General features: G+C 63.5%; 11 protein-coding genes. All 11 read left to right on the top strand.

Annotated elements, in window-relative coordinates; genetic code table 11:
- Positions 1-147: 147 nt before the first annotated feature.
- The 11 genes from ABIB90_RS37195 to ABIB90_RS37145 all read left to right on the top strand — a co-directional run bounded on the left by ABIB90_RS37195 (position 148) and on the right by ABIB90_RS37145 (position 13,374).
- Positions 148-1,689: an ABC transporter substrate-binding protein gene (locus ABIB90_RS37195; protein WP_354171378.1), complete on the top strand. Its 1,542-nt coding sequence runs from the start codon at positions 148-150 to the stop codon at positions 1,687-1,689.
- A gap of 79 nt (positions 1,690-1,768) precedes the next feature.
- On the top strand, positions 1,769-2,713 hold the full coding sequence (locus ABIB90_RS37190) for an ABC transporter permease (RefSeq protein WP_007593006.1): 945 nt from the start codon (positions 1,769-1,771) through the stop codon (positions 2,711-2,713).
- Positions 2,710-3,570: an ABC transporter permease gene (locus tag ABIB90_RS37185; RefSeq protein WP_007593008.1), complete on the top strand. Its 861-nt coding sequence runs from the start codon at positions 2,710-2,712 to the stop codon at positions 3,568-3,570. The genes ABIB90_RS37190 and ABIB90_RS37185 overlap by 4 nt, the downstream gene beginning before the upstream one ends.
- Positions 3,571-3,573: 3 nt before the next feature.
- Positions 3,574-4,548 (top strand): ABC transporter ATP-binding protein, encoded by a 975-nt coding sequence (locus ABIB90_RS37180; RefSeq protein ID WP_219684399.1) that lies wholly within the window; start codon positions 3,574-3,576, stop codon positions 4,546-4,548.
- Complete coding sequence (locus ABIB90_RS37175) at positions 4,545-5,510, top strand: ABC transporter ATP-binding protein (RefSeq protein WP_007593009.1); 966 nt, start codon at positions 4,545-4,547, stop codon at positions 5,508-5,510. Before ABIB90_RS37180 ends, ABIB90_RS37175 begins: the two co-directional genes overlap by 4 nt.
- A gap of 340 nt (positions 5,511-5,850) precedes the next feature.
- Positions 5,851-7,101 (top strand): ABC transporter substrate-binding protein, encoded by a 1,251-nt coding sequence (locus ABIB90_RS37170; protein WP_007593010.1) that lies wholly within the window; start codon positions 5,851-5,853, stop codon positions 7,099-7,101.
- Positions 7,102-7,231: 130 nt separating this feature from the next.
- Entirely contained in the window at positions 7,232-8,059 is an 828-nt protein-coding gene (locus ABIB90_RS37165) for an AraC family transcriptional regulator (RefSeq protein WP_219684401.1), read from the top strand.
- 200 nt (positions 8,060-8,259) lie between these two features.
- Positions 8,260-9,270: a branched-chain amino acid ABC transporter permease gene (locus ABIB90_RS37160; protein ID WP_354171382.1), complete on the top strand. Its 1,011-nt coding sequence runs from the start codon at positions 8,260-8,262 to the stop codon at positions 9,268-9,270.
- Position 9,271: 1 nt separating this feature from the next.
- A complete protein-coding gene (locus tag ABIB90_RS37155; protein WP_354171384.1) occupies positions 9,272-10,393 on the top strand; it encodes a branched-chain amino acid ABC transporter permease in 1,122 nt (373 codons plus the stop codon).
- Positions 10,386-11,168 carry an ABC transporter ATP-binding protein gene (locus tag ABIB90_RS37150; RefSeq protein WP_354202501.1) on the top strand — a complete coding sequence of 261 codons (783 nt, stop codon included), beginning with the start codon at positions 10,386-10,388 and terminating at the stop codon, positions 11,166-11,168. Before ABIB90_RS37155 ends, ABIB90_RS37150 begins: the two co-directional genes overlap by 8 nt.
- Complete coding sequence (locus ABIB90_RS37145; protein ID WP_354171386.1) at positions 11,161-13,374, top strand: ABC transporter permease; 2,214 nt, start codon at positions 11,161-11,163, stop codon at positions 13,372-13,374. Before ABIB90_RS37150 ends, ABIB90_RS37145 begins: the two co-directional genes overlap by 8 nt.

The raw sequence follows: 13,374 nt of genomic DNA, 5'->3' as shown, positions 1-13,374 counted from the left end.
CCCATCAAGAACAGCATTTTCCGCTTGATAATTGCCAAATTGTGTATGTAACTTTCGAACAACCAATAGCGTGCCATCAGCGCAACAGCTGAAAGGCACATCCCCTGCACCGGGAAGCAGGCGGTTCAACAAGGCGGGAGGGCGATCATGAGATACGGTCCAAGTGTCTTGATGCGTGGCGTCATGGGGCTGGCCACTGCGTCGTTTTTGATTGCGCAGGCCAATGCCGCCACCCTGCTCCGCGAAGCCACCATCGGAGAACCGCCGCCGCTCGATGTCATGCTGACGACAGCCGACGTCGCATCGGTCATCGGCCGCCACATCTTCGAGACCCTGTATGCCCTGGACTCGACCTATACGCCGCGTCCGATGCTGGCCGAGAGCGATCGCACGGAAGACGGCGGTCGGACCATCGTCATCAAGCTCCGCGAAGGTGTCCTCTTCCACAACGGCAAGGAGATGACCGCCAAGGACGTGGTCGCCTCGATGACGCGATGGGGCAGTTTCGGTGCGCGTGGCAAGCTCCTGATGGCGGCGGCTACCTCGGTCGAGGCGACCGGAAAGTATGAAGTCACGCTGAAATTGTCCGCGCCGAACGGCGCCTGGAAGGCTCTCATTGCGGACGTCAATGGCGGCCTTGCGATCTATCCGGAAGACATAGCCGCCAAAGCGGGAAACCGGCCGATCGAGCAAAAGGACTATATCGGCACCGGACCCTACAAGTTCGTGGAGTGGCGGCCGAACCGCTATGTCGAGGTGGAGAGGTTCGAGGGCTACAAGCCAGTCAAGGAAAAGGGGGACGGCTTCGCTGGCGCCCGCGTTGCGAGCTTCGACAAGATCCGGTTCATTCCGGTGCCTGACGTCGGCACGCGCGTGAGCGGCGTGCAGGCGGGCGACTACGACTACGCGGAAATGATCTCCGGCGATCTGTACGAGTCCCTGAGCAAAGATCCATCGGTTCAGGTGCAGCGTACCAACGCGCCGATCTTCGGCCTTTTCTTCATGAACTCGAAGCAGGGAATCCTGAAGGACAATTACAAGCTCCGCCGCGCCATCCAGACCGCGCTGGACAAGTCGCAGGCATTGCGCGTCGCCTTCGGTCCCAAGGACCTGTGGAATGCCGAAGGATCGATCTTTCCCAACGGCACACCCTGGTACTCGACCGAAGGCGCCTCCAATTACAGTGCGCACGATCCGAAGAAGGCCAAGGAGCTCGCAAAGGAGGCGGACTACACGGGGACGCCGATCCGCCTGCTGGTCTCGACGAACTACCAGGCACACTATGATGAAGCCTCTGTCTTCACCCGCCAGCTGGCCGACGCCGGCATCAATGTTCAGATGATGGTCGTCGATTGGGCGACCCTTCTGAAGATGCGCGGCCAGCCGGAACAGTGGGACATCTTCGTCACCCACCATTCCTTCGCGCCCGACCCGCTGCTGCTCACGTTCCTGAATGCGAGCTATCCCGGCTGGTGGGACAGCCCCGAGATCGGCTCGCTTCGGGCAGAGTTGATCAACACGACCGATCCAGCTGCGCGCAAGTCGACATGGGACAAGATCCAGTCGCTGATCTATGAGCAGGTACCGGTGATGAAAGTAGGCGATGCCTACACCTATGACATTGCGTCTCCCAAGCTCAAGGGGCTCAATCCCAACGGTCCCGTGTTCTGGAATGTGTCGACGAAATAAGGACGGACAATGAGGCCGCGAGGACTGTCGAGCGCCGGCGCCGGCGCGCATCGTTGCCGCTGACCAGGCGCCCAATCACATGTGGTCTTACGCATTCAAGCGCGCAGGAACGACGGCGGTGACGCTGCTGGCAGCGTCCATCATCATCTTCGCGTTCATCCATATCGTGCCGGGTGACCCGATCTATGTTCTGCTCGGTGACACCGCGACGCCCGACCAGATCGACGCCTTGCGACACCAGCTCGGTCTCGACCAGCCGATCATCCTGCAATATCTCACTTGGGCCGGCCATGTGCTCGAGGGCGATCTCGGGCGGTCGATCTTCTTCCAGGCGCCCGTGCTGTCGGTGATTGCCGATGGCGCCGAGACCAGCATCTTGCTCGCCACCATGACGATGATCTGGGTTGCGGTCATCGGCGTGCCGATCGGCATGATTGCGGCGGTCCGGCACGGCACGTGGCTCGACCAGGGATTGTCCGGTGGGGCGATGCTGATGGCCTCGATACCCACGTTCTGGGTCGGGCTCTATCTGATCCTGATCTTTGCCGCCTGGCTCGGCTGGTTTCCGAGCTCCGGTTATCCGTCGATCTTCGAAGGCGGTGTCGTCAATCTCCGCTATCTCGTCCTGCCCAGCCTGGCGCTTGCGGCTCCGAATGCCGCTTTGATCCTGCGGCTGACGCGCGCCAGCATGCTCGACGTCTCCCGGGAGGACTACGTGCGCACGGCGCGTGCAAAGGGAATTAGGCCGTGGCAGGTCGTGCGTCGTCACATCTGGCGTAATGCACTGCTGGCGGTCGTCTCGGCCTTCGGCTTCACCTTCGCCGCACTGTTGTCCGAAGCGGTGGTGACCGAAACCGTCTTTGCCCTGCCCGGCATCGGCCGCCTCGTCGTTCAGTCGATCCTTCGTCGAGACTACCCTGTGATCCAGGGCGTCATCCTAGTTATTGTCGTGGTTTATCTCCTGATCAATCTGATCGTCGATCTGAGCTATCGTCTGCTCGATCCGCGGGTTGAACTTCAATGAGCAGCAACAGCGTGATTTTGTGGCTCAAGCCGTTCATCGCCCGTCCGATCGCGCTGGCCGGGCTCGGGGTCCTTCTGGCGACCGTGCTCGCCGCGATCTTCGCACCCTGGCTGTCGCCTTACGATCCGTATGCCATCGATCCCCTGATCCGCCTGACGCCCCCGAACGTGACCCACTGGTTCGGCACCGACCAATTCGGCCGGGATACCCTGTCGCGCACCATTCATTCAGCACGCATGGCACTTCTGATCGGCTCGGGCGTGGTCGTCTTCGCTCTCGCGACCGGCGTTCCGGCCGGCGTACTTTCCGCTCTGTTCCCGCGGCTGGGTCACCTGCTGATGCGCATGGTCGACGTGCTGATGGCCTTCCCGACTCTGCTTCTCGCACTTGGCCTGATTGTCATCTTGAGCCCGAGTGTGGCCACCGTCATCCTGGCCATCGGGATCGGCTACATGACGACGACGACCCGGATCGTCTACGGACTGACACTGCGCTTGCGCGCGGAAACCTATGTCGAGGCGTCGCGCAGCATGGGCGCCGGAGCGGCATGGCTCATCAGTCGGCACATCTTGCCGAACCTGGTCTCACCACTTCTCGTGCAGGCCAGCTTCGTCTTCGCGTTCGCGCAGCTCGGCGCGGCTTCACTCGATTTCCTGGGCCTCGGCGCCCCGCCGGACATTCCGAGCTGGGGCAATATGCTGGCGGAATCGCGGACCTTCATCACGCGCGCTCCGTGGCTGCTCTTCTTTCCGGGCATGATGATCGTGGCGACGGCGTTTTCTCTGAACCTGGTCGGCGATGCATTGCGCGATCGACTTGATCCGCGATTCCGTCAGGTCTTTGGTGAGAAGGGTTAGGCCGTGCTGACAGTTTGCGACCTTACGGTGTCAGTGGGGCCGGAAACCTCGCCGGTCGACATCGTCGCGGGCGTGTCCTTCGGCTTGGCCAAGGGCGAGATCCTTGGCCTCGTCGGCGAGTCCGGTTGCGGAAAGAGCATGACCTCGCTTGCGGTCATGGGATTGCTGCCGCAGCCCGGTCCCCGGGTTCGCGCCGGGCGGGTCCTGTTGGAGGGCTGCGACGTAACGCAGCTGCAGCCCTGGCAACGTGTCGAAGCGGGCCACGGCCGCATGGCAATGATCTTTCAGGAGCCGATGACCTCACTCAACCCTGTTCGTCGGATCGGCGATCAGATCGCCGAAGCCGTGCGCGTGCATGAGGGAATTTCGGGCGCGGCGGCGCTGGTCCGTGCGCGCGAACTGCTCGAACTGGTACGTATGCCCGACCCCAAAATGCAGCTGTCCGCGTATCCGCATCAGTTGTCCGGAGGCCAACGCCAGCGGGTCATGATCGCGATTGCGCTGGCCTGCAGGCCACAGGTGCTGGTCGCCGATGAACCGACCACCGCGCTCGATGTCACCATACAGGTTCAGATTCTCGGGCTCTTGCGCGAGCTCTGCAATCGGCTGGATATGGCGATATTGTTCATCACCCACGACATGGGAGTCATTGCGCAGCTCGCCGATCGCGTCGCTGTCATGTACGCCGGCCGGATCGTGGAAACCGCTTCAGTCGGTGCGCTGTTCGGCGCACCGCGTCATCATTACACCCGCGGATTGATGGATTGCATGCCGTCGCGAAACTCCGGCGCGCGCCGGCTGCCAACCATTTCTGGTCAGCCGCCGCTGCCAGGTACGGTCGCTGCCGGCTGCGTGTTTGCCTTGCGTTGCGCAGCGGTGCGCGATGAGTGCCGCGTGGCGCCCCCTCCCCGCCTGGAGGCCTCCCAAGGACACGAGGTGCTCTGCGCATTTCCGCTGGCCGGCGGGGGGCTACCATGAGCGGCAATGTCATCCTCGACGTCCGGGACATGATGGTCTCGTTCAGTGCCAGGCGAGCCGGTCGGAAATACCGGGTGCAGGCGGTGGATGGTGTATCGCTGTCGCTGGCCGAAGGCGAGGTCCTCGGGATCGTGGGCGAATCCGGCTGCGGCAAGACCACGCTAGGCCGAACCCTCGTCGGGCTGGTCCAGCCCGACAGCGGCAACATCAATTTGAAGGGAACCGAATTGATCGGAGCCGGCCGCTCCGGCCTGCGCGAGATGCGTCTGAACGTCCGGATGGTTTTCCAGGACCCCAATGCATCGCTCAACCCGCGGCGCGCAATTGGAGATTCGGTGGCGGAGGCGGCCGACATCAGCGGCATCTTCAAGAGCCGCGCCGAGCGCAGCGCGGCCATAGCCGCCACCTTGACGGCCGTCGGGTTGAACCCGTCTTTCGCCGCTCGCTACCCTTACGAACTGAGTGGCGGGCAACGGCAACGGGTCGGAATCGCGCGCGCCATTCTTCCCACGCCGTCCATCATCGTCGCCGACGAGCCGGTCTCGGCCCTCGACGTTTCCGTGCAGGCGCAAGTGCTCAACCTGATGATGGATCTGCGTGACCAATTGAGACTGTCGATGCTCTTCATCTCGCACGACCTTGGCGTGATCGGGCAGATCAGCAGCCGCGTTGCTGTCATGTATATGGGCCGGATCGTGGAGCAGGCCGGGACGCGGACGGTCCTGGATCATCCGCTCCACCCCTATACGCGCGCGTTGGTGGCGGCAATTCCGAAGCCCGATCCATCGGAACGGATCCAGGGCGCGATCGAAATGGGTGAACCGCCAAGCCTCTTCACGCGACCGCACGGCTGTGCATATGCGCCCCGCTGTCCTATGGCGAGCGATCGCTGTCTCGTCGATGTGCCACAACTTCGATCTGTCGGTGCGGACGGTCGGACGATCGCCTGCCACAACGTATAACCAGCGAGTGCCGCGCGCGGCGAAATCACGCAACGCCTACGATTGATTTCTCCTCTATTCGAGCGATCCCTTCACACGGCGGCAGTCCGCGACCGCCATGCGGCTGGCGGGTGCAAATTCGGGAAGCCTGACGCCTGTTGCACTGCGATGTTAATCGCGACGCAGCATTCAAAATGAGACTGCCCGTTAAGCCGCGCGCGGCTCCGGCACGTGCGCTGCATCGGAGTTCAGTTAGCCTCCATTTCAAGAACCGTTGGCCTTGTCCGAACGCCGCACCGCGCGGCGGGCGCGTCCAGGCGCGGTGAAAAACAGTGACAAGAACGCCCAGGGAGCAGAGCAAATGTTGAAAGGCAGTCTAGGACTGATCGCGTTGAGCAGCCTGTTACTTTCGGGCACCGCCTTCGCACAGGAGAAGATCAAGGTCGGCGTCACCGCGACGCTCGAAGGCACCTACACCGTGCTCGGCGAGGACGGCATCCGCGGCTTCCAGACGGCCCTCAACGTCCTCGGAAAGAAGGTCGGCGACAAGGAACTCGAATTTGTCATCGCCTCGACCGACGCGACGCCGGACTCCGCCGTACGAGCCGTGCGCAAGCTGATCGAGCAGGACAAGGTACAGATCCTGCTGTCGCCGCTCTCTGGCGACGAAGGCATCGCGGTCAAAAATTTTGCAAAGACCCATCCCGAACTCACTTTCATCAATGCCGCCTCCGGTGCCCAGGAAACGACCTATGTCGATCCGGCTCCGAACTTTTTCCGCTACAACATGGACGGCGCGCAGTGGCAGGTGGGCCTCGGCAAATACGCTTATGACCAAAAGAAGTATCGCAAGATCGCGACCGTCGGCGAAGACTACTCCTTCATCTATACGCAGGTGTTCGGCCTCGTGCTCGAGTTCTGCGGTGCTGGCGGACAGGTCACCAACCGGCAATGGGTGCCGCTTGGCACAAAGGACTTTGCCTCGGTTATCGCCGCACTGCCCGACGACGTCGACGCAATCTATCTCGGCCTCGGCGGCGCCGACGCCGTCAACTTCCTGAACCAATACCAGCAGGCCGGCGGCAAGGCGCATCTGATGGGCGGCTCGATCATGATCGACCAGACCATCCTGTCGTCCAAGGGAAACGCCAAGAATGCCCTGATCGGCACGCTGGCCGCGAGCGGCCAGGCCGACACCTGGGAGAACCCGAGTTGGCAGAAGTTCGTGAAGGACTATCAGGACGCCTTTCCGCCCAACAAGCGCTTCCCGAGCCCATCGCTGCTCGCCACCAACTACTACGGCTCCACCATGGCGCTCATCCTGGCGCTGCGTCAGGTCAACGGAGATCTCTCCAACAATCAGGCCAAGTACAAGGAGGCGCTTGCCAAGATCGAACTCGACGCACCCAACGGCAAGATCAAGCTGGACTCCAACCGCCAGGCGATCGGCACCAACTTCGTCACCGAGGTCGTCGACGACGGCAAGGGCGCGCTGTTCTCAAAGGTCGTGAACGTGATCCCGAACGTCAACCAAACGCTGGGCTACGATCCCGCGGTGTTCGCCAAAATCGGTTTACCGAGCCGCACAGTACCGGAATGTAAGAAATACTGACCTAGTCTCGTTCGCGAACGATGACCGGCCGGGGAGAGATTTGCCAGAAGCGCGACACGTGCGCCCTTGCATTCTCTCCTCGGTTGTTGAACGCTACCAAAAAATACCAAGAGCTTTTGGGAGGAGAGGCATGAGCCGGGCGCTCGCCGTCTTCCACGGCCGCTTTGGTCGGGCGACGGTCTATCAGTTGAACCGCCCTTTCAACATCCACGCACATCGCGAAGGTCATTTGATCTTCCATGTCGGCGGGCGTTCCGCATGCATCGATGTCAGCGACGGACGCTACGAGCTCACCGAAGATTCCGTCGTCGCGGTCAATCCGTGGGAGCCGCATAATTTCCTGCCGTCCGATCTCGACGGCGGTGCCGTTTTCTTCGTGCTCTACGTCAATGCGGAGTGGTTTGCGCCCGATGCGCCCGGCGCCGATCGCCTGCGCTTCGGCCGCACCCAGTTCACGCGGTCCGTTGCGCTGGACAAGCATATCAGGCACGCAGCCGCCCTCGTGTGCGGCGCTCCCTCGCTCAACAGCCTCGATGGCGAGCTGAGAAGCCTGATCGACATCTGTTATGACGAAAGCTGGCAACAGGCGGCGACCGCGCGCGATCCGCGCACAAACGGTTCCATCACTGATTTTCGCGTGCGCAAGTGCATCAAGATGATGTCGGAGAGTCCTGGCGCCGAGATCGAGCTCGACACCATCGCGCGCGAATCCGGCCTGTCGCGGCCGCATTTCTACCGGCTCTTCCGCACCCAGACCGGCGTCACGCCACACCTCTATCTCAACACGCTGATGATGGAGCAGGCGCTGGAGGCGCTGGTGGCGAGCGAAGCGCCGATCGCTGATATCGGCTTCGATCTCGGCTTCTCGTCGCAGAGCGGATTCACCCGCTTCTTCGCCGCCAATGTCGGCATGGCGCCGACCGATTATCGCCGCGCGGCCAAGGTTTTGCGCGCCTGACCGCACGCGAAAAGATACTCACGATCAAACACCTCCCTTACAGCCGCATTAGGATGCGCCAAACGCGATCCCGAAAAGAGGATCACGCGCAATAGGGAGCGCACGTTCATGGCAGGGCTTGCGGCCGGCAACGGTCTGCGTGCCTCTCCGCCCCGCTTGCGGGGTGAGAGATGGGGTGACGTGAAGACGGAGCGGCGATCATGACCCGCTTTGTCGAGCGCCATCCTGCCTGGGCACTGATTGTCATCATCGTGATTGCGGTGGCGCTTTGGCTGGTTTTCGCAGTGTGGCCGCAGGGCGTCGAAGATGCGTTCGGCCGCAAGCGGGTCTTCCTCAACGCCCTCTTCAACGGCATCACGCTCGGCGGTCTCTATTTCCTCGTCGCCAGCGGTTTCACGCTGATCTTCGGCCTGATGCGCAACGTCAACCTCGCGCACGGTTCGCTCTATTTGTTCGGCGGCTATGTCGGCTATGCCATCAGCGCCGCTACCGGTTCATGGGTCCTCAGCTTCATCGTCGCTTTCGTCCTGACGGCACTGGTCGGCGTCCTGCTCCAGGTCCTCGTCTTCCGCCGTATGGAAGGCCAGGACCTGCGCCAGACCATGGTGACCATCGGACTCTCGATCGTGTTCGCCGATCTGATGCTGTGGGCCTGCGGCGGCGATTTCTATCAGATCCAGACCCCGAACTGGCTGATCGGACCTGTAGAGCTGCCGCTGGTCACCGCGATCAAATCCTCAGGCGAGCCGGTCTATCTCCGCTATCCCCTGGTTCGACTCGTGATCTTCGCCGCCTCCGTCGTGATCGGCATGGCGATGTGGCTGGCGCTCAACCGCACGCGCATCGGCATGATCATCCGCGCCGGCGTCGACGATCGCGACATCTTGGCTGCGACCGGGGTACGGATCCAACTCGTTTTCGTGGTGGTGTTTGCGCTCGGCGCCGGCCTCGCCGGCGTCGCTGGCGTCGTCGGCGGAACCTTCCAGTCGCTCTCGCCAGGCGAAGATATCCGCTTCCTGCTCGCCTCCCTCGTCGTCGTGATCGTCGGTGGGATGGGCTCGATTCCTGGGGCTGCCCTGGGCGCGCTCATCATTGGCCTCGCCGAACAGCTCGGCTCGGTCTACATCCCGACCTACGCCATCGTGGTGACCTTCCTGATCATGGTTCTGGTGCTGGCAATTCGGCCGCAGGGCCTGTTGGCGAGGCGCTGACATGTCCCTCGCTCACGACGCCCGCGTCCCGGTTCGTCCCGCCACTGCGGTGCAGCGCTCCAGATTGCGCGGATGGCCGGACATCGACAATCCGGCGGCCTGGGCCGTCGCCGCCATTCTCCTGATCATGCCCCTGATCGCCAACGGCTTCTTCCTGATCGAGATCTTTGCGACCACGCTGATCCTCGGAACCATGGCGCTGAGTCTGATGTTTCTTGCCGGCTATGGCGGCATGGTCAGCCTGATGCAGCTCACCATCGCGGGTTTCTCCGCCTATATGGTCGCGGTGTTTGGCGTCAGCGGCAACGCCAATATCAGCCTGGGCTGGCCGTGGTGGCTTGCGGTCCCGATGGCGCTTGCGCTCGCGACCATCTTCGGCACGCTCGGCGGCGCGCTGGCGGTGCGCACCGAGGGCATCTACACCATCATGATCACGCTCGCGATCGGCGCGGCGTTCTATTATTTCACCAACCAGAACTGGGCGATTTTCAACGGCCATACTGGCATCAATACCGTTGCCACGCCGCATTTCTGGGGCGTCAACTGGCGCGCCGACATTCCGTTCTATTATATCGTCCTCGCGGTAGCCGCGCTGTGCTACTTCGCCGTCGACTACATCTCCCGCGCGCCATTCGGCCTCGCGCTGCAAGGCGTACGCGACAATCCCCGCCGCATGGCGGCGCTCGGCTTCAACGTCAATGCGCATCGCGTCGCGGCCTACGTCTTCGCGTCCTTCGTCGCGGCGCTCGCAGGGGTACTCCAGGTCTGGAATTACGGGCAGATTTCGCCGGGATCCGTGAGCGTCGGAGCCTGCATCGATATTCTCATCATCGCAGTCGTCGGCGGCATCACGCGCCCCATCGGACCCTTTATCGGCGCGCTGATCTTCGTGCTGCTGCGCACTTTCGCACTCGATTTCCTGGTCAAGCTGGGGCTCGACGGCAACCGCTTTCGGCTCCTGATCGGCCTCGGCTTCCTCGCCATCGTGTTCTGGTCCTCGGACGGCGTCATCGGGCTCTGGCAGAGCTGGCGCCGCCGCCAACGCTCCGGCGCGGCAAGTTCAAGCGGACGACGTGGCCGAGAATCTGGCCAAAGATCCAGTCAAGGATCCAACCATGGATAGCGTCGCACAACGCCTCTCTGTCGTGGGCGCCGGCGCGGCGCTGGAGCTGCGCGGCGTGACACGTCTGTTCGGCGCGCTGGCGGCACTCACCGACATCACCATTACCGTCCGCCCCGGCGAACGGCGCGCCGTGCTTGGCTCCAACGGCGCCGGCAAGACCACGCTGTTCAACTGCATCACCGGCGACTTCCCACCTTCTTCCGGCACCATCCGCTTCTTCGGCGAGGACGTCACGCACTTCCCGCCCTATGAGCGCATCCGCCGCGGCCTGCGCCGGACTTACCAGATCTCCGCGCTGTTTCCCGGCCTTACCGTCCAGGACAATGTCTACCTCGCCTGCCGTGGCGTCTCACGGGGGCGCTTCTCGTTTCTCCGCCCCGGTCAAAACGATGCGTTGATGCACGCAGCCGAAAATCTCGTGCGGGCCGTCCATCTCTCGGGCGTGAAGGATCAGCGCGTTGCCGAACTCGCGCATGGCCAGCAGCGCCAGCTCGAGATCGCACTTGCGCTTGCCGGCGCACCGCGATTCGTCCTGTTCGATGAACCGGCCGCGGGACTGTCGCCGACCGAGCGTGCCGAGCTGATCGAGATATTGACCTCCCTGCCCGCGCATATCGGCTACATCATCATCGAGCACGACATGGACGTGGCCCTGCGCGTCGTCGAGAGCGTCACGATGATGCACAACGGGCGGATCTTCAAGGAAGGCCGTCCGCAGGAGATCGAGTCCGATCCCGAAGTGCAGGAGCTTTACCTCGGAGGCGGCCATGAATGAGGTCCGCCGTACCGCCGCCGCGCTCGAAGTCCGCGGCCTGGACGTCTATTACGGCCATTCGCATGCGTTGCAGGGCGTGGACCTGACGCTCGAGGCCGGCGTGTTCTCGGTCGTCGGCCGCAACGGCATGGGCAAGACCACGCTGTGCAAGGCCATCATGGGGCTGGTGCCGGTCAGCGGCGGCTCGATCCGCATCCGCGGCGATGACATCACCCGGCAGCCGCCTGCCCACATAGCCCGACTCGGCGTCGGCTACGTTCCGCAGGGACGGCGGCTGTGGCGTTCACTCAGCGTCGACGAGCATCTGCGGCTTGCCGCCGGCTTGCGCCGCGGCGCCTGGACGGTCGAGCGCATCTACAAGACGTTTCCGCGGTTGGCCGAGCGCAAGGATCACGGCGGCGGCCAGCTCTCCGGCGGCGAGCAACAGATGCTCGCGATCTCGCGCGCGTTGCTCACCAACCCGCGGCTCCTGATCATGGACGAGCCCACCGAGGGGCTCGCGCCCGTCATCGTGGCCCAGGTCGAGGAGATGCTGCTACGGCTTGGCGAGGACGGCGACATGTCCGTGCTCGTGATCGAGCAGAATATCGGGGTGGCGACCGCCGTGTCGGGCAACGTCGCGATCATGGTCAACGGCCGCGTCAACCGCATCATCGATTCGGTGCGGCTTGCCGCCGATCGCGAGCTGCAGCAGCGCCTGCTCGGTGTCGGAATGCACGCCGGACTCGAGCTCGACCTCGACGTGCCGCCGGCGGATACGGAAGCGAAACCTTCTCCGCCGCAAACGCGGCCGGGCGGCGCGATCCGCATCTACATCTCCAACCCGACGCCGCCGACTCGCTGGTCGCAACCGGTGCCGATCGCCCGCATCGAGGCCGCGGCCCGCACGTTCTCGACACAGGTGATGCGTCTCGACGAGACGGCACGGCGACGGCGCGAACCGGTTGCGACGCAAACGCAGGGCCCTCCGGTCGTGCTCGTCGTCGGTACGCTCGACACCAAGGGCACGGAGCTCCACTTCATCCGCGACATCATCGCTGGGACAGGCCTGCGAACCCGATTGGTCGATGTCTCCACCAGCGGCAGACACGCGGCCAGCGACGTCTCCGCCCAGGAGATCGCCTTGAACCATGGTCGCGGCGGATCGGCGGTATTCGGACCCGACCGCGGCGCCGCCGTCACCGCGATGGCCGAGGCCTTCAGCAGCTGGCTGCGGCGCCAGAGCAATGTTGCCGGCGTGATTTCGGCGGGCGGCTCGGGCGCAGCGTCACTGGTCGCGCCCGGTATGCGGACCCTTCCTGTCGGGGTGCCGAAACTTATCATCTCGTCCGTCGCCTCCGGTGACGTCGGGCCCTATGTCGGCCCCGCGGACATCACCATGATGCATTCGGTCGCCGACGTGCAGGGCCTCAACTCGATCTCGCGCGCCGTGCTGGCCAACGGCGCCAACGCGCTCGCCGGCATGGTCAAGGCGCGCCTGGATCAGCATGCACGAAAGGATCGCGACGACAGCGGATTGCCGTCGGTCGGCATCACCATGTTCGGTGTCACCACGCCGGCGGTGCAGAAGATCGCGGCCGACTTGCGCGAGGATTTCGAGTGCCTCGTCTTCCACGCCACCGGCGTCGGCGGACGCTCAATGGAGAAGCTCGTCGATTCCGGGCAGGTCGCAGGCGTCATCGACCTCACGACCACGGAGGTCGGGGACCTCCTGATGGGTGGCGTGTTCCCGGCCACCGACGACCGCTTTGGCGCCATCATCCGCAGCCGGGTGCCTTATGTCGGCTCGGCGGGCGCGCTGGACATGGTGAATTTCGGCGCTCCTGAGACGATCCCGGAGCGCTACCGCGGCAGGAAATTCCACGTCCACAACCCGCAGGTCACACTGATGCGGACCACGGCGGAGGAGAACGAGCGCATGGGGCACTGGATCGCCGATCGACTCAACCGGATGGACGGGCCGGTGCGCTTCTTCCTGCCCGAGGGCGGCGTCTCCGCGCTCGACGCGCGAGGACAGCCATTCTGGGATCCGGATGCCGATGCGGCGCTGTTCCGCACGCTGGAGCGCAACGTGCGGCAGACCGCCAACCGTCAGCTTATCCGCGTTCCCAAGAACATCAATGACCCCGAGTTCGCCTCCACCATTGTCAGCGCGTTCCGAACATTGTTCGGCCGCATTGGGGCGCGCCGGAGACTAGCGAGGTGA

It is taken from the genome of Bradyrhizobium sp. JR4.1, from assembly GCF_040548605.1.
In the GTDB taxonomy this organism is placed as follows: Bacteria; Pseudomonadota; Alphaproteobacteria; order Rhizobiales; family Xanthobacteraceae; genus Bradyrhizobium; species Bradyrhizobium canariense.
Note: the sequence above shows the minus strand (reverse complement) of the source record. Positions and strands in the feature narration are given on the sequence as shown.